13 protein-coding genes are annotated in these 17,310 nt (G+C 68.4%); 3 read left to right on the top strand and 10 right to left on the bottom strand.

The features are described from left to right. Positions 1–125: 125 nt before the first annotated feature. Together panB and TF1_RS02730 are read right to left on the bottom strand one after the other, a co-directional pair. The gene (gene panB, locus TF1_RS02735) at positions 126–968 is read right to left on the bottom strand and encodes a 3-methyl-2-oxobutanoate hydroxymethyltransferase (protein WP_011291428.1); all 843 of its coding nucleotides are present in this window, start codon (positions 966–968) and stop codon (positions 126–128) included. A 261-nt stretch (positions 969–1,229) separates the two neighbouring features. Continuing rightward, a complete protein-coding gene (locus TF1_RS02730; protein ID WP_011291429.1) occupies positions 1,230–2,591 on the bottom strand; it encodes a glutamine synthetase family protein in 1,362 nt (453 codons plus the stop codon). A gap of 214 nt (positions 2,592–2,805) precedes the next feature. Between TF1_RS02730 and TF1_RS02725 the strand changes: the two genes are divergently transcribed. Next, complete coding sequence (locus TF1_RS02725) at positions 2,806–4,539, top strand: NAD+ synthase (protein WP_061783601.1); 1,734 nt, start codon at positions 2,806–2,808, stop codon at positions 4,537–4,539. 54 nt (positions 4,540–4,593) lie between these two features. Here TF1_RS02725 and TF1_RS02720 read toward each other — a convergent pair whose 3' ends face one another. From TF1_RS02720 to TF1_RS02710, 3 genes are all read right to left on the bottom strand, one after another. Beyond that, positions 4,594–4,929 carry a hypothetical protein gene (locus TF1_RS02720; protein WP_016188445.1) on the bottom strand — a complete coding sequence of 112 codons (336 nt, stop codon included), beginning with the start codon at positions 4,927–4,929 and terminating at the stop codon, positions 4,594–4,596. Positions 4,930–5,133: 204 nt separating this feature from the next. After that, positions 5,134–6,951 carry a carbohydrate-binding module family 20 domain-containing protein gene (locus TF1_RS02715; protein ID WP_011291432.1) on the bottom strand — a complete coding sequence of 606 codons (1,818 nt, stop codon included), beginning with the start codon at positions 6,949–6,951 and terminating at the stop codon, positions 5,134–5,136. A gap of 384 nt (positions 6,952–7,335) precedes the next feature. After that, entirely contained in the window at positions 7,336–10,458 is a 3,123-nt protein-coding gene (locus tag TF1_RS02710; protein ID WP_011291433.1) for a bifunctional [glutamine synthetase] adenylyltransferase/[glutamine synthetase]-adenylyl-L-tyrosine phosphorylase, read from the bottom strand. 62 nt (positions 10,459–10,520) lie between these two features. Here TF1_RS02710 and TF1_RS02705 point away from each other — a divergent pair, with 62 nt between their 5' ends. Then, positions 10,521–10,844, top strand: coding sequence for a DMT family transporter (locus TF1_RS02705; RefSeq protein WP_011291434.1), 324 nt, complete (start codon positions 10,521–10,523; stop codon positions 10,842–10,844). A gap of 199 nt (positions 10,845–11,043) precedes the next feature. On the opposite strand, the gene glnA is transcribed toward TF1_RS02705, so the two are convergent. Then, positions 11,044–12,468, bottom strand: coding sequence for a type I glutamate--ammonia ligase (gene glnA / locus TF1_RS02700; protein WP_011291435.1), 1,425 nt, complete (start codon positions 12,466–12,468; stop codon positions 11,044–11,046). A gap of 216 nt (positions 12,469–12,684) precedes the next feature. Here glnA and TF1_RS02695 point away from each other — a divergent pair, with 216 nt between their 5' ends. Continuing rightward, positions 12,685–13,176: an RDD family protein gene (locus tag TF1_RS02695; RefSeq protein ID WP_016188448.1), complete on the top strand. Its 492-nt coding sequence runs from the start codon at positions 12,685–12,687 to the stop codon at positions 13,174–13,176. 81 nt (positions 13,177–13,257) lie between these two features. Here the strand turns inward: TF1_RS02695 and TF1_RS02690 are convergent, their stop codons facing one another. The 4 genes from TF1_RS02690 to sucB form a co-directional block, all read right to left on the bottom strand. Continuing rightward, the gene (locus TF1_RS02690) at positions 13,258–13,986 is read right to left on the bottom strand and encodes a DUF4191 domain-containing protein (RefSeq protein WP_061783600.1); all 729 of its coding nucleotides are present in this window, start codon (positions 13,984–13,986) and stop codon (positions 13,258–13,260) included. Between the two features lie 75 nt (positions 13,987–14,061). Further along, complete coding sequence (lipA, locus tag TF1_RS02685; RefSeq protein WP_011291438.1) at positions 14,062–15,000, bottom strand: lipoyl synthase; 939 nt, start codon at positions 14,998–15,000, stop codon at positions 14,062–14,064. A 49-nt stretch (positions 15,001–15,049) separates the two neighbouring features. Further along, positions 15,050–15,751 carry a lipoyl(octanoyl) transferase LipB gene (gene lipB / locus TF1_RS02680; RefSeq protein ID WP_041427809.1) on the bottom strand — a complete coding sequence of 234 codons (702 nt, stop codon included), beginning with the start codon at positions 15,749–15,751 and terminating at the stop codon, positions 15,050–15,052. A gap of 339 nt (positions 15,752–16,090) precedes the next feature. Next, a partial coding sequence (gene sucB / locus TF1_RS02675; RefSeq protein WP_061783599.1) for a 2-oxoglutarate dehydrogenase, E2 component, dihydrolipoamide succinyltransferase occupies positions 16,091–17,310 on the bottom strand: 1,220 nt, incomplete at its 5' end.

The raw sequence follows: 17,310 nt of genomic DNA, 5'->3' as shown, positions 1-17,310 counted from the left end.
AAGCCTCCGCTGTCCGGTGCGCCACAGTCCCGACCATGCTACTACCGAGTACCGTTCTAGTCTCGGGGGAGAAAGAAACCCCGCGGCACGCGCCGCGGGGCCCACACTATGCGGAGCACGCCGACCTAGGCGTAGGAGTGCTGCTCGTCCGGGAACGTGCCCGCCACCACTTCCTCCGCGAAACTCGTGGCAGCGTCCCGCAACTGCTCCGCCAGATTCGCGTACGACTTGACGAACTTGGCGACCCGCGGCGACAACCCGGCCATGTCCTGCCACACCAGCACCTGGGCGTCCGTGTCCGGACCCGCGCCGATCCCGATCGTCGGCACCGTCAACTGCCGGGTGATCTCCGCGCCCACCCGCGCAGGCACGCACTCCAGCACCACCGAGAACACGCCCGCCCGCTCAAGCTCCTTCGCATCAGACAGCAGCGCCTCGGCCGCCTCCTCGCTGCGGCCCTGCACGCGGTAGCCGCCCAGCACATTCACCGACTGCGGCGTCAACCCGATGTGGCCCATCACCGGGATACCCGCCGACACCAAAGCCTCCACCTGGGCGATGACCCGGTGGCCGCCCTCCAGCTTGACCGCCTGGGCGCCGCCCTCCTTCATCAGCCGCGCCGCCGACTCCAAAGCCTGCTCCGGACCGGCCTGGTAGGAGCCGAACGGGAGGTCAGCCACCACCAGCGCCCGCTTCGTCGCCCGCGACACCGCGGCCGTCAACGGGATCATGTCGTCAAGGGTGACCGGGATCGTGGAGTCGTAGCCGAACACCACCATCGCAGCAGAGTCACCCACCAGCAGCACCGGAATGCCCGCCTCGTCGAAAATCCGGGCAGTCAGCGCGTCATAGGCGGTGAGCATCGGCCAGCGTTCGCCGCGCTCTTTCGCTGCGGCCAAGTCCTGAACCGTGACCCGGCGGTTTGCGGAGCCGCCATACAAAGCAGGAGCGGGGGTGTGAGAACTCATGGGTGCGTTTCCTCCGTTGTCTCGAAGCGCCGTTACGGCGTCCCCGGACGTTGTCGGTCGCGGCCGGCGCGGACACGCCGGACGATCTCATCATGTCACGCATGAATTGCGCGTCTCTACCGAAGAGAACCGATTTGTCACCCTATTTCCTCCCGGTGGGCAGCACCAAGCGCCGCAAGGCACGCTCCGTGGCCGCACAGAAACCGAACGCACAGCAAAGCGGGTGGCCTGGCGCGGCCACCCGCATCGGAAACCGGAACGTTACAAAGTCGGCAGATAGCGTTCGAGCTCGTACGGGGTCACCTGGCGGCGGTAGTCCTCCCACTCCGCCTTCTTGTTGCGCAAGAAGAAATCGAACACGTGCTCGCCCAGCGCCTCTGCGACCAGCTCGCTGCGCTCCATCACCCGCAGCGCCTCATCCAGGCTCTGCGGCAGCGGCATGATCCCCAGCGCCCGGCGCTCCGCATCCGTGAGCGCCCACACGTCGTCCGACGCGCCCGGAGGAAGCTCGTAGCCCTCCTCGATCCCCTTCAACCCCGCGGCCAGAATCACCGTGAACGCGAGATAAGGGTTGCACGCCGAATCCAGCGCCCGGAACTCGATCCGCGCCGAATTGCTCTTGCGCGGCTTGTACATCGGCACCCGCACCAGCGCCGACCGGTTGTTGTGCCCCCAGCAGATGTACGCGGGCGCCTCACCGCCCGCCCCCGCGGACGCCGCGGCATTGCCCCACAGCCGCTTATACGAGTTCACGAACTGGTTGCACACCGCCGTGATCTCCGCGGCATGCCGCAGCAGCCCGGCAATGAACCCGCGGCCGATCTTCGACAACTGGTACTCCGCGCCCGCCTCGTAGAAGGCGTTGCGGTCCCCCTCGAACAGAGACATGTGGGTGTGCATGCCGGACCCGGGATGCTCGGTGAACGGCTTCGGCATGAACGTGGCATACACGCCCTGCTCGATAGCCACCTCCTTCATCACCATGCGGAACGTCATGATGTTGTCGGCGGTGGTCAACGCATCCGCATACCGCAGGTCGATCTCCTGCTGGCCGGGCCCGCCCTCGTGGTGGCTGAACTCCACCGAAATGCCCATCTCTTCCAGCATCATGATCGCGTTGCGGCGGAAATCCCGCGCCAGACTATGCGGCGTGTGGTCGAAATAGCCGCCCTCGTCGCTCGGCTCCGGCAGCTCCCCGCGCTCCGGCTTCTTCTTCAGCAGGTAGAACTCGATCTCCGGGTGCGTGTAGAACGTGAACCCCAGATCAGAAGCCCGGCTCAACTGCCGTTTCAGCACGTTGCGGGGGTCGGCGTAGCTGGGCGAGCCGTCCGGCAGCAGGATATTGCAGAACATGCGCGCCGCACCGTGCGGCTCGTTGCGCCACGGCAGCACCTGGAACGTCGTCGGGTCCGGCTGGGCCAGCATGTCCGACTCATAGACCCGCGCAAACCCTTCTATAGCGGAACCGTCGAACCCGATCCCTTCCGTAAAAGCGGCCTCCAGTTCGGCGGGAGCCACCGCAACCGACTTGAGGTAACCGAGCACGTCGGTGAACCACAGTCGCACGAAGCGGATATCGCGCTCCTCAAGAGTCCGGAGCACGAATTCCTGCTGTCGGTTCACGGTCCACCTTCCTCGTTTCGAACTCGCGGGACATCTGAGGCGTTCTTACCAGACTCCCACTGCCAGTGTGCCCTGCCCGAGTTACCAGCACGTTAAGCGGATTCTGTTCGTCCCTTACCCGGTGTGCCGGGCGGAACACCGAAGCCGGGGGACATGCGGCGATAAAACACCACGAGACGTTAGGCTCACTTCCGTGGCACAACTGCGATTGGCTATGGCCCAGGTCAATCCCACGGTGGGGGACCTCGAAGGCAACAGCGACCTCATCGTCGACTACACCCGTCGCGCCGCCGACGCCGGAGCGCACCTCGTCGTCTTCCCGGAAATGGTGCTCACCGGCTACCCAGTGGAAGACCTCGCCCTCCGCGGCGCCTTCGTCGACGCGTCCATCACCGCCCTGCACGCCCTAGCCCGGCGGCTCGCCGACACCGGGCTCGGCGACCTCCCCGTCGCCGTCGGCTACCTGGACCGGCACCGCAACACCGTGGCCCCCACCCGGGGACAGCCCGCCGGAGCCCCGCACAACGCGGTCGCGCTCCTCTACCAAGGGCAGCCGGTCTTCACCTCCGCCAAACACCACCTGCCCAACTACGGGGTGTTCGACGAAGCCCGCAACTTCGTGCCCGGCACCACGCTGCCCGTCGTCCGCCTCCACAGCATCGACGTCGCCTTCGTCATCTGCGAAGACCTGTGGCAGGACGGCGGACCCGTCGCCGCGGTCCGCGAAGCCGAAGCCGGGCTGCTCGTCGTCATCAACGGCTCCCCATACGAGCGCGGCAAACGCGACACGCGCCTCGGGCTGTGCACCCGGCGGGCCCGCGAAACCCAGGCCACCGTCGCCTACGTCAACCTCGTCGGCGGCCAAGACGAACTCGTCTTCGACGGCGACTCCCTCATCGTCCACCCCGACGGGCGCCTGCTCGCCCGCGCCCCCCAGTTCGAAGAACACCTGCTCGTCGCCGACCTGGAACTCCCGGACGCGGTCGGCGCCGGCATGTGGGGAGCCTCCGCGGACGCCCCGGGCATCACCATCCAGCGGCACCTCGTCTCCGCCGACCCCGTGCCCGCCTACGAGCCGCAGCCCGCCCCGCTCGCCCCGCGCAGAGACGAGATCGGCGAAGTCTACGCCGCCCTCGTGCTCGCCACCCGCGACTACGTGCACAAGAACCGGTTCCCGTCGGTGCTCCTCGGCCTGTCCGGCGGCATCGACTCCGCACTCGTCGCCACCATCGCCGTGGACGCGCTCGGCGCCGACCGGGTCCACGGCGTGCTCATGCCCAGCCGCTACTCCACCGACCACTCTGTCACCGACGCGGAAGAACTCGCCCGCCGCCAAGGCATCAACGCGCGCATCATCCCTGTCGCGCCGCTCGTGGAAGCGTTCGAGAACGCGGTGAAAGTCGACGGCCTCGCCGAAGAGAACCTGCAAGCCCGGGTCCGCGGCCAGCTCCTCATGACCCTGTCCAACCAGGAAGGCCACCTGGTGCTCACCACGGGCAACAAGAGCGAGCTCGCCGTCGGCTACTCCACCCTCTACGGCGACTCCGCGGGCGGATTCGCCCCCATCCGGGACGTGTGGAAGACCCTCGTGTGGGAACTGGCGCGGTGGCGCAACGCCGAAGCGGAACGGAACGGCCAAGTGCCGCCCATCCCCGAGCACTCCATCACCAAACCGCCCAGCGCTGAACTGCGGCCCGGACAGTTGGACACCGACAGCCTGCCCGAATACGACGTCCTCGACGCGCTGCTCGACGACTACGTGGGCACCGACCTGGGCCGGGACGAGCTCGTCGCCGCGGGCCACGACCCCGAGCTCGTCGACCGGGTCATCCGCATGGTGGACCGGGCCGAATACAAGCGCCGCCAATACCCGCCCGGACCCAAGATCAGCACCCGCAACTTCGGGCGGGACCGGCGAGTGCCCATCACCAGCCGGTGGACGGTCTAGACAGCACACGAGGCGGTGGCGAAAAACGGTCCACCGCCTCTTCGGTTTTCGGGCTTACCAGAACACCGCGACTGCGATGTTGAGCAGAGCGAGCAGGCCAGCGGCCAACGCGAGCTTCGGCGCGGGCTTCCGGACGTTGAGAATCGCCAGCACGATCACGATCAGGTTCACCGCAAGCTTGACGCCGATCTTGGCGTGATTAACGGAACCCCCGTTCATCTCGAGGAATCCCACCAAGAGCAGGCCGAGCACCAGTTGGGTGAGCGCGCTGTGCAGCAGCACCTTGGGGGCCTTGGCGTAAGCGCCGAGCTGCTGCATCAGCCATCCGGAGATGATCCCCGCCAGGGTCACGAAGTGAAGAAAAACAAGGAAGGAGTACAAGATTTCCATAACTCGCACACTACTACCCCGGGTAGTCGCTAACGTTATGTGTGCAAGCCCTGCGAAAGACACCGCCCCGGGAGGGGAGGGGCGGTGTCGCCCTGGAAGCGCGCCGGCGGGTGGGATCACGGGGGAAGAGAACACCCGCCGGCGCCTCGCAAACTGCCGCTACCTCCCCGGCGGGGGAGGAACGGGGAGGTAGCGGCCTCAGGGTCAGCGCCAGGAGTCGTAGAAGTTCTGGGAACAGCCGCCCCCGCTGTCATCCACGGTGGCGATGCGGTTGCCGCCCTGCTCCCACTCCACGGTGCCGTCCGGGTTGAGCTTCACGTACTTGTACTCGAAACCGACCCCGGCGGGCAGGTCCACCGCGCCCGACCAGACGGGATAGGTGCCCGAGTCCGTGCGCAGCCGCACCCCCTGGGCGGGCTGCCAGGAGCCCAGCTCGGGGATCGACCCCACCACGGCGACCTCCTGGCCGTACCAGGTGGTGACGGTCGCGTGGAACCGGGCCGTGACCGTGGTGCAGTCGTCCCCGCCACCAGGCGGCGTACCGCACCCGTCCGGGCCGCACGAGCCGGGCGCCTCCACGTGCAGCGCCACCGCGCCGTTCGCAGGCACCGTAGCGGTGAACTTCCCGCCGGACACCTGGTAGCTGGGGCCGTCGCACACCCCGTCGACGAAAGTGCCGTTCGCCACATCGCAGTAGACGCCGTCCGGCAGGGAAGTGGTGAACGTGCGCGTCCACGCGGTGTTCGTCGCGTTGAACGCGGCATACCCGGCGGAGCCGCGGGCGAACGCCAGGCGGCCGTTGCCGTCGGTCACCGCAGACCCGATGCCCTGCCCGGCCACCGCGTTGTGGAAGCCGACCATGCCCGCCACCGCGCGGTGCTCGCACAGCCAGCGGTCCGCCGAGCAGTCGGTGGGCCGGGTCGTGCCGTCGGAGTGCATCGGCGGCCCCGCCTTGTCGTCACCCGACCACGTGTAGCTGGACATCACCTTCGGTGTGCCGTACGGGTGGGCCAGCATGAACTTCTGCGCCAGGTCGTAGCGCGCCCCGTCGGTGTGGGTGAGGATCGGCTCGTAGCGCTGCGTGTCGTGGTTGACCACGAACACCACGGCCTTGTCGCTGGGGGTCAGCCCGCTGCCCAAGCCGGTCAAGTGGGCGATGTTCCCGTTGGCGAACGCGTGGCTGATGTCCCGGTGGTACTGGAACTCGGTGACCGACCCCAGGTGCGTGTAGGAGCCGGTGCTGATCGTGCTGTCCGCGATCACCTCCTGGAAGATGTACGGCTTGCCGCCGCCCCACGCCGGGTGGACGTTCTTCAGGCGGGAGAGGATCGCCTGCAGGTCGCCCTCGGGGATGTGCTTGGCGGCGTCGATGCGGAACCCGGCCACGCCGAGGTCGATCAGCTCGTTGAGGTAGGCCGCGATCCGGTCCTGGACGTAGGGGGAGGACGTCTTCAAGTCGGCGAGGCCGACCAGCTCGCAGTGCTGCACCTCCCACTTGTCGTTCCAGTTGGTGATGTCGCGGCGGCAGTCGTTGAAGTCCTGGCTCTGGTAGATGCCCGGGTAGTCGTACTTGCTGTAGCTGGAGCCCGCGCTGCCCGGACCGGCACCCGCGGACCCGGTGCCGGTCATGTGGTTGATGACCGCGTCGACGTAGATCTTGACGCCCGCCTCCCGGCAGGTGTTGACCATGTCGATGAAGTCGGCCCGGCTGCCGCGGCGGGTCTGGTCGAGCTTGTAGGACACCGGCTGGTAGTCCTGCCACCAGGGGTAGTCCTCAGCGGGCAGGACCACGTGCTCTTGCGGCGGGGAGACCTGGACTGCGCCGAAGCCGTGGGGGCCGAGCGTGGTCCGGCACTCGTCGGCGATCGACTTCCACCGCCATTGGAACAGGTGGACGATGACGTCCCGGTTGCCTGACGGCGCGGCATGAGCGGGGGAAGCCGCGACGGTCAGCGCAACCAGGGACGTGGCACAACCCAGCAGGGCCGCGAGCAGCGCGGCCAGGGATCTGCGCACTCCCATCGGTACTCCAAAAAAGTGAGGGGGGTTCCCGCCTGAAAAAGCGCTTGCGATTTGTGCAATCTTTGCAAGAACTTTCAGGCTGGGATGAAGATAACAACCGATGGGCGGTTTGTGAACCTCTGTTTGCGGATCAGCTTCCGATCACAAGGAGGCAATTTGTCTTAATTGTCGGTTTTATGGGTGTTTTTTGGTGGGGGAGTGGCAGGAGAGCATGCCGTTCCATGCCGGAAAATCCTGCAAAATACGCAATCTCTTGCAGAAGCGGGTGGGGGAGTGCGACACCAGACGACACACACCCGCACCACCCCGCCGCCCCGCGGCACGCCGACAGCCGCACCCCGCCCGGCCGCACCACAGCCACGGGCAGGGCACAGCCCGACCATGTCAACTGTCGTAGAACACGCGCTCCATCACCGCGCGCGCCCGGCGCGTCGCCCGCCGATAGTCCTCCACCATCCGCTCACCCGGGCTCCCCCCGCCATTCTCCATGCGGTAGCCCAACGCGCTCGCAATCGCCGACCGATCCCGCCACCCCACCGGGATAGAATCGCCGCCCCTGCCGCGCACCAGCGTGATCGCCCCGCGGATCCGCGACGCCAACCGCCACGCCACCTCCAGCGTCGCCCCGTCGTCCGGATCCAGCAGCCCGCACTGCACCGCCGCGTTCAACGCCTGCAACGTCCCCGTCGTCCGCAACTCCGGCACCCGGTAGGCGTGCCGCAACTGGAGCAGCTGCACCGTCCACTCCACATCCGACAGCCCGCCCCGGCCCAACTTCGTGTGCAACGCGGGATCCGCGCCCCGCGGCAGCCGCTCCGCCTCCATGCGCGCCTTCAACCGGCGGATCTCCCGCACCGCCTGGTCGCTCGGACCCCCCTCCGGATAGCGGACCGGGTCGATCACCGCCACAAACCGTCGGCCCAGCTCGGCGTCGCCCGCCACCGGCACCGCGCGCAACAGCGCCTGGCTCTCCCAATGCGACGCCCACCGCTGGTAGTAGGCGGCATACGCGTCCAATGAGCGGACCATCGGACCGTTCTTGCCCTCCGGCCGCAGCCCCGCATCCAACCGCACCGGCGGCTCCGACGACCCCGGAAACTCCAACAGCCGCATCAACTCCCGCACGATCGCCTCCGCGGTCGCAGCCGCCTCCCCCGCATCCGCCCCCGGCAGCGGATCGTGCACAAACATCACATCGGCGTCGCTCGTATAACTCAGCTCGCTGCCGCCGAACCGGCCCATCGCGATCACACACATGCGCGTGACCGGCTCCGTGCCGCGCTGGCGGGCCACCCGCTCCGTCGCCGCCCGCAACGCGGCATCCACCGTCACCGCCGCGATCGCCGTCAACGCGTCCCCGACCCCGTTGATGTCCGTGACCCCCAACAGGTCCGCGGCCGCCGTCCGCAGCAGCTCCCGGCGGCGCAGCGCCCGCACCGCCGCCACCTGGTTCTCCGCCGTGTCATGCCGCCGCAGCGCCGCATCCGCCTCCGTGGCCAGCTCCGCGTCACTGCGCTGCACCAGGTCGCGGTCGTCAGCGAGCAGCGCCACCGCCTCCGGGGCACGCAGCAGCAGCTCCGTGAAATAGCGGCTCGTCCCCAACAAGTGGGCCATCCGCTCCGCCACCCGCACATCGTCGCGCAACAGCCGCAAATACCACGGCGTCGTCCCCAACGCGTCGCTGACCTGCCGGAACCCCAGCAGCCCCGCATCCGGGTCCGGGGAATTCGCGAACCAGCCCAACATCACCGGCAGCAGCGTGCGCTGAATCGCCGCCCGCCGCGACACCCCGGCCGTGAGCGCCTCCAAATGGCGGAGCGCCCCCGCCGGGTCCACAAACCCCAATGCCTCTAATCGGATCCGCGCATGTTCCAGAGAAAGCTGCACCTCGTCCTCAGGCAAACGCGCGACCGCCTTCAACAGCGGCCGGTAGAACAACTTCTCGTGCAGCCGGCGCACCTCCGTGGCCCGCCGCCGCCACGTGTCCACCACGCCCCCCACCGGATCCGCGGTGAACCCCAAAGAGCGGCCCAGCCGACGCAACGCCCACTGGCCCTTGTCGGACTGCGCGTCCGGCAGCAAATGGGTGCGGCGCAGCCGGTACAACTGGAGCAGATGCTCCACCCGCCGCAAAAAGCGGTACGCATCCGCCAACGCCGCCGCATCCTGGCGGCCCACATACCCGCCCTGGGACAGCGCCGCCAACGCCTCCAACGTGTTCCCCGAACGCAGCGACTCGTCCCGCCGCCCGTGCACCAGTTGCAGCAACTGCACCGCAAACTCGATATCGCGGAGCCCGCCCCGGCCCAGCTTCACCTCCCGGTCCGCCTGGGCACGCGGCAGATGCGCCTCCACACGGCGGCGCATCGCCTGCACGTCCTCCACGAAATTCGGCCGCCCCGCCGCCTGCCACACCAGCGGGCTGATCGCCTTCATGTAGGCCGCGCCCAACTCCGCGTCCCCCGCGATCGGCCGGGCCTTCACCAGAGCCTGGAACTCCCACGTCTTCGCCCACCGCTCGTAGTAGGAGACGTGCCCGCCAAGCGACCGCACCAGCGGACCGTTCCGCCCGTCCGGGCGCAGCGCCGTGTCCACCTCCCACAGCGTGCCCTCAGCGTCCGTGGCCGTCGGCACCTCCAACAGCGCGGACGCCAACCGGGTCGCCGCCGCCAACGCCGCAGCCTCGTCCGGGCAGGCCTCGGTCGGCTCAGCCACGAACACGACGTCCACGTCGCTCACATAGTTGAGCTCCCGACCGCCGCACTTGCCCAACCCGATCACCGCGAGCCGGCAGCGCTCCGCCTCCTCCGGGAACCGGGCGCGAGCCAGCGCCAGCGCCCCCTCCAGCACGGCCGCCGCCAAATCGGCGAGCTCCGCGGCCACCTCCTTGAGATCCTGCACCCCGGTGAGATCCCGCCCGGCCAGCCGCAGCACCCGCCGCCGGTACGCCAACCGCAGCGCGTGCGCCGCCTCCGCCGCGTCCCGCCGCGACACATCCGCCACCGGGGCAGGGGAGTAGGGGTCGGCGCCCACCACCGCCAACAAGCCCGCACGCAGCTCCTCAGCGTCCGGCGGGCGGGCCGCGTCCGCGCCCCGCAGCTCCCGCCAATCCCCCGGATGCCGCACCAGGTGGTCGGCGAGCGCCCGGCTCGCCCCCACCACCTGGCACAACCGCTCCCGGAAATCCGCGTCCTCGTGCAACGCGGACAGCAACTCCCCCGGATCAGCCGACCGCTCCAGGATCCGCACCAGCCCGAACAAGGCCAGATCCGGGTCGGCCGCCCGGCACAGCGCGTCCACAATCACCTCGTGCGCGGCGTCCGCCAACCCGCTCTCCGCGAGCAGCCGTGCCGCGCGCGTCGCATCGCCGAACCCTCGACGGGCCAGCGCCCCCACACTCGTTCCCGTGCTGTCCCGACTCGCCACAGCACCACGGTAACTCTCAACGCGACCGCATAGGCGGTGCAACGGACGCCACCACAGGCGTCCCCCCACCGAATGCACCATGGCCACCCCAAAGAGACACTCTGGGGGAGTACTCACCAATTGCGGGCTTATGTGGGGGAATCATGCAGTGGCTGCTCCTCATCGGTGCGATCCTCACCGAAGTCACCGGAACCATCTCACTCCGGCTCTCCGACGGGTTCACCCGTCTCGTGCCGTCCCTCATCGCGCTCACCAGCTACGGGATCGCGTTCACCCTGCTCGCCCAAGTCCTCAAACTCGGCATGGGCGTCGGCGTGGCCTACGGCATCTGGTCGGCGCTGGGCGTCACCCTCGTCGCGGTCATCGGCGCCGTGTTCCTCGGCGACACCCTCACCTGGGTCCAGATCGTCGGCATCGTCCTCGTCATCGCGGGCGTCGCCGCCCTCGAACTCGGCGCGGCCCGCTAGCCGCGGCCCCCGCACCGCTGCCCTCCCCGCAACAGCCGGTGCGGGGCCTGCGGTACTACCGAGGCGACCCGACGCGCGCCCATGCAGAACCGCCCCGGTGGGGCGCCCCACACCTGGGACACCCCACCACACCGGAGCCCCTCCCCCGGGTCTCCACCCTGCTGCGGCCCGCAGTGCGGAATACGGGCCGCGAGCAGGATCAGACGTCGTAGTAGAGCTCGAACTCGCGCGGGTGCGGACGCAGCCGGACCGAGTCGATCTCCACCGTGCGCTTGTAGTTGATGTACGTCTCGATCAAGTCCTCGGTGAAGACACCGCCCTCCACCAGGTACTCGTGGTCCTCCTCCAAGTGGTCCAGCGCCTCCTCCAGCGACGCCGGCACCTTCTCGATCTCCGCGGCCTCCTCCGGCGGCAGCTCGTAGAGGTCCTTGTCCAGCGGCTCCGGCGGCTCGATCTTGTTCTGGATCCCGTCGATCCCCGCCATCAGCATCGCGGAGAACGCCAGGTACGGGTTGGCCGACGGGTCCGGCACCCGGAACTCCAGCCGCTTCGCCTTCGGGTCAGACCCGGTCAGCGGGATACGGATGCACGCGGAACGGTTCCGCTGCGAGTACACCAGGTTGATCGGCGCCTCGTAGCCGGGCACCAGGCGGTGGTAGGAGTTGATCGTCGGGTTGGTGAACGCCAGCAGCGACGGGGCGTGCTTCAACAGGCCGCCGATGTAGTAGCGGGCGATGTCGGACAACTGCGCGTACCCGTTCTCGTCGAAGAACAGGGGAGCGCCGTCCTTCCACAGGCTCTGGTGGCAGTGCATCCCCGAGCCGTTGTCGCCGAACAGCGGCTTCGGCATGAACGTCACCGTCTTGCCCGCCGCGTTCGCCACGTTCTTGACGATGTACTTGTACAACTGGACCCGGTCAGCCTGCTGCAGCAGCGTGCCGAACTTGATGCCGATCTCCGACTGGCCCGCCGTGCCCACCTCGTGGTGGTGCAGCTCCACCGGCAGCCCCACCTCGATCATGGTGCGCACCATGCGGGACCGCAGGTCGCTGTAGTGGTCGCTCGGCTCCACCGGGAAGTAGCCGCCCTTGTAGCGCGGCCGGTAGCCGAGGTTGCCGCCCTCCCGCTTGCTGCCGGTGTTCCACGCGCCCTCCACCGAGTCGATCGCGTAGAAACCGGTGTTCGGCGCGGTCGCGAACTGGACGTCGTCGAAAATGTAGAACTCGGCTTCCGGGCCGAAGTACGCGGTGTCCGCGATCCCCGTGCTCTTCAGATACGCCTCGGCCTTGCGGGCCACGTTCCGCGGGTCGCGGCTGTAGGACTCGCGGGTCAGCGGGTCGTGCACGAAGAACGTGATGTTCAGCGTCTTGTATTCGCGGAAGGGGTCGAGGACAGCGGTGCTCAGGTCCGGCAGGAGCAGCATGTCGGACTCGTGGATCGCCTGGAAGCCGCGGATCGACGAGCCGTCGAACATCTGCCCGTTCGTGAGGAAGTCCTCGTCAACCTTCTCGGCCGGAAGCGTCACGTGGTGGACACCACCGAACAGGTCGGTGAACCGGACGTCCACGAACTGAACGCCTTCGGTGCGGATATAGGCAAGAGCCTCGTCAGCGTTGCTGAACACGATTACCTCCGTGCAGGTTCACAGGACCGCGGGGATGGACGTCCGAGATGTCGCGAAGATCCTCCGCCACCTCCCAGCCACGTAAGTGACGCTAAGAGCAGCCGATTTCCTGGCCGTGTCCCGAATGTTTCGCCGATGTTACGGCCGCTTTTTTCCCCCCAAACCGGGACACCGGGCCCCGTCACGCCCACCGCGCACCCCCAGTACGGTGAAGACATGGGCGAATCGAAAGACCGCGACGGGCAGGCCGCGACCACCGACACCCCCACCGGGAACGAGGCGGAATTCCGCTACCGAGGCAGCCGGCTCGGCTTCCCCGAAACCGGCCCCGGATCCGTGCCCGGCTTCGGCCGCCGCCTCATCGCCGTGATCATCGACTGGATCCTCGCCAACTGCCTGGCGTCACTCCTGTTCGGCACCCCCGTGCTCGGCGGAAGCACCACCCCCGCCGCAGGGGTCACCCTATGGCTACCACTCTTCGTCTTCGCGGTGATGACCGCCGCCCTGCTCGTGCTCTTCGGCACCACGGTCGGTAAACGCCTCGTCGGCATCCGCATCACCGCCACCGGGGAACGGAACTGGCCCTGGCCCGTGGCCATGGTGGTCCGCACCCTTCTGCTGTGCCTGGCGCTCCCCGCCGTCGTCTACGACCGCGACCAGCGCGGCCTGCACGACCGGGCTGCGGGAACCGTCAACCAGCGCCTCTGAGGCCCGAAAACGACAACTGGCGCTGCCGGAACCCGGGACACCCGGTTCCACCAGCGCCAGAAAACCCTGGACGAAACAGGATCAACGCGGCCGGGGGCGCGGCATCTTCGGCATCTTGACCCCCTTAGGGATCGGGCCGCGCGGGGCCTGCATCGCCGGAGGCAGCGCCTTCAACCGGTAGCGCAGCTCCGACAACTGCGGCTTGTTCATGCTCGGCGGCAGCTTGAGGATCCGCTTGCGCAGCTCAGCAACCTTGACCTGGCCATCACCGTTGCCGACCGTCATGTCGTAGATCGGCGTGTCGTAGGCCACCCGCATCACCCGCTTGCGCTCCGCGGCGATCAGCGACTTCAACCGGTTCGGGTCGCCCTCGCCGACCAGCACCACCCCGGGGGGACCCACCGCCCGGTGCACCACGTCCATGTTCCGGTTGGCGTTCACCCCGGCGTCCACCGTCCAGTTGCCGCGCAGACTCTGCAGAATCGCCAATCCGGCGCCCAACTGCCCGTCCAGCAGCTTGTACTGCACCCTCTGCGCGCTCTGCGAGAACGTGATGAGACCGGCAAGCAGCGCCAACGGGATACCGAGCACAAGCGGATACAGCCAGGAGCCCGTGAGGACGGCAACCAGGATCGCCACGGCCAGAACAGCCACCATCACCCCGAGTGCGATCGGGATGCTCTTCGGACTGTGCTGGTGCACGATCTTGGCGACCATGCCGAACTGTTTGAGCCTGCCGGGCTGTTTCGCGGCGGCACCCTGAGCCGTACCGGCCGGGGCGGTCTTGGAGTCCTTGGGCTTCTTGGCCATACCTCAAGGATAGGTCGGGAAAAAGGACATGTGGGACGGCGGCGGGCGACCACCGCCGCCCCAGGACAAACAACGTTACGATTTCGCGTCCGCCTTGCGACGCTCGATCGCCTGGCGGTACAACCGGCCCGCCCGGTACGACGACCGCACCAGCGGACCCGACATCACCCCGGCGAAACCGATCTCCTCGGCCTCCCGGCCCAGCTCCACGAACTCCTCCGGCTTCACCCACCGGTCCACCGGGTGGTGCAAGCGGGACGGCCGCAGGTACTGGGTGATCGTCAACAAGTCGCACCCGGCCTCGTACAGGTCCCGCATCGCCTGGCTGATCTCCTCCCGGGTCTCGCCCATGCCCAGGATCAGATTCGACTTGGTGACCAGCCCCGCCTCGCGGGCCCGGGTGATCACCTCCAAAGAACGCTCGTAGCGGAACCCGGGACGGATGCGCTTGAAGATCCGCGGCACCGTCTCAATGTTGTGCGCCAGCACCTCCGGCCGGGAGCTGAACACCTCGGCCAGCAGGTCCGGGTCGGCGTTGAAGTCGGGGATCAGCAGCTCCACGCCGGTGCCGGGGTTCAACTCGTGGATCTTGCGGACCGTTTCCGCGTACAGCCACGCGCCCCCGTCGTCCAAGTCGTCGCGGGCCACCCCGGTGACCGTCGCATACTTGAGACCCATCGTGCGCACCGACTCGGCGACCCGCAGCGGCTCCCCCCGGTCCAACGCCGCCGGCTTCCCGGTAGCGATCTGGCAGAAGTCGCAGCGTCGCGTGCACTGGTCGCCGCCGATGAGGAACGTGGCCTCCCGGTCCTCCCAGCACTCGTAGATGTTGGGGCACCCGGCCTCCTGGCACACCGTGTGCAGGCCCTCGCGTTTGACCAGGGCGTGCAGCTCGGTGTACTCCGAGCCCATCTTCGCCCTGATCTTGATCCACGGCGGCTTCTTCTCAATCGGGGTAGTGCTGTTGCGGGCTTCGATCCGCAACAGGCGGCGGCCCTCGGGAGCGATGCTCACAGCCGGCCTTCCTTTCGTTTCGCTTGTGGCGCGTGCCCGCCGACGTGGCTCATGCGTCGACGAACTCGGGGAGAACGGGCCATCCCGCGATCCTGCGGTAGCTGGATGCGCCGAGAACAGCGGCCAGGTGGTGTTCGGTGGCCTCCAGGATGTCGCCCACCCCCACCGTGCGGTCCAGTTCGGCGGTCAGGGAGGTGACCCCGGCGTCCCTAATCCCGCACGGCACAATCCGGTCAAACCACGACAAGTCGTTGTTGCAGTTCAGCGCGAACCCGTGCATCGTCACGCCTTTGGCGATCCGGCACCCGATCGCGGCGATCTTGCGCTCCGGCAACCCTCGATCCGGGGCAGCGGCAAGCCACACCCCCGTGCGGCCCTCCACCCGCATCCCCGACAAGCCGAAATCACCGATCACCCGGATGATCGCCTCCTCCAGCATGCGGACATAGGCGACCACATCCAGCGGAGCCGGCAGTTTGACGATGGGGTAGGCGGTGAGCTGGCCGGGGCCGTGCCAGGTGATCTTGCCGCCCCGGTCGATGTCGATCACCGGGGCACCCGGGTCGGTCAGCGGACGGTCCCACGGGCCAGTCCGCTTTCCCGCGGTGTACACCGGTTCATGCTCCAACAGCAGCACCGTGTCCGGCACCTGGTCCGCGACGCGGCGCTTGTGGAGCTGCCGTTGCAGCTCCCAGCCCTCCATGTAGGGGACCGGGGACTCACCCAACCAGTGGTACAGGAGCTCACTCACACTCTTCACCTTATGCGCTGCCCCGCCCCAGCGGACGCGCGGAAGACGCCGCAGCCCTGCCGCCCCTGAAGAGCCGAGGAGACGGATTTCCAGGAAACAGCCCCATTCACAACTTTGAGTGATAGCCTGATTACATCAAGCTTGTCCGGCGGTTCGCCGCGACAGGCACGTCTCGGCACCGGGGCACGGAAGCCGGGCAACTGAAGACCTTGGTGGTGGGGATCACCAGGGGATGATGGTGGGGTATGCGGTGGGGCGGCACCACACGGTGCCGCCCCACCGTGCGTACGGTGATCGGCCACCCCCGGCCCACGCCGGAAGCGGCCGACCCCGCGGCTCCTACTTGAGCCCCACAGCGTCCTCGAACGCGCCCTCCTCCAACCGGCGCTTCACATCGGAGAGGAACCGGGCCGCATCCGCGCCGTCGATGAGCCGGTGGTCGAAGCTCAACGACAGGTACACCATGGACCGGACCGTGATCACCTCGCCCAGCTGCGGCTCCTCGACCACCACCGGACGCTTCACCACGGTGCCCGTGCTCAACACCGCCACCTGCGGCTGGTGGATGATCGGCGTCTCCACCAGCGCGCCGTACGCGCCGCTGTCCACCATGGTGAACGTGCCGCCGCTCAACTCGTCCGGCACCAGCCGCGCCGTGCGCGCCCGCGCCCCCAAGTCGTCGATCCGCCGGGCCAGCTCCCGCAGCGACAAGCGGCCCGCGTCCTTGACCACCGGGGCCAGCACACCCTGCTCGGTGTCGACCACCACCGCCAGGTTCTCGGTGTCGTGGTAGGTCACCTCGGTGCCGTCGATCACCGCGTTGAGCTTCGGGTGCCGCTGCAGCGCCTCCACCACGGCCAGCGCGAAGAACGGGAAGAAGCCCAACTCCACGCCGGTCTCGGCGGCGAACCGCTCGCCCACCTGCTCCCGCAGCCGGGCGATCGCGGTGACATCCACCTCCACCACCTGGGTGAGCTGCGCCGCCGTGTGCAGCGACTCGACGATCTGCTCGGCGAACGTCTGCCGCAGCCGCGACATCGTCTCCGTGCGGCCCCGCAGCGCCGTGTCCGCGGCCGCGGGCGCCGGTGCCGCAGCAGCACGCTGCCGCTGCTCCCGCATCCGCCGCGCCGCCTCCAACACGTCCTGCTTGCGGATCCGGCCACCCACCCCGGTGCCCCTCACCTGGGACAGGTCCACACCCTCCTGGGCGGCAAGCTTCCGCACCAGCGGGGTCACATACCCTTCACTGGTCGCGTCCGTGCCCAGCACCTGGCCGGTGCCGCTGATCGTCTCCAAGTCCACGGTCGGGGTCTCATCGTCCCGGGTGCGGCGCGGCTGCGGTGCGGGCTCCGTGCGGGCTGCAGCTTCCGGCTGCGCAGCAGGCTGCGGTGCGGGCTCGGGCCGTGCCTCCGGCTTCGGCTCAGGTGCGGGCTGCGGAGCCGCCGGGGCAGCAGGCGCAGCAGCCTGCCCGGCAGGACTGATCAGCGCGATCTGCGCGCCGACCTCAACAGTCTCGTCTTCGCCGACCAGGATCTTCGTCAAGACACCGGAGATAGGGG

The sequence above is a fragment of the Thermobifida fusca NBRC 14071 = JCM 3263 genome, assembly GCF_001592045.1.
GTDB classification, from domain to species: domain Bacteria; phylum Actinomycetota; class Actinomycetes; order Streptosporangiales; family Streptosporangiaceae; genus Thermobifida; species Thermobifida fusca.
Note: the sequence above shows the minus strand (reverse complement) of the source record. Positions and strands in the feature narration are given on the sequence as shown.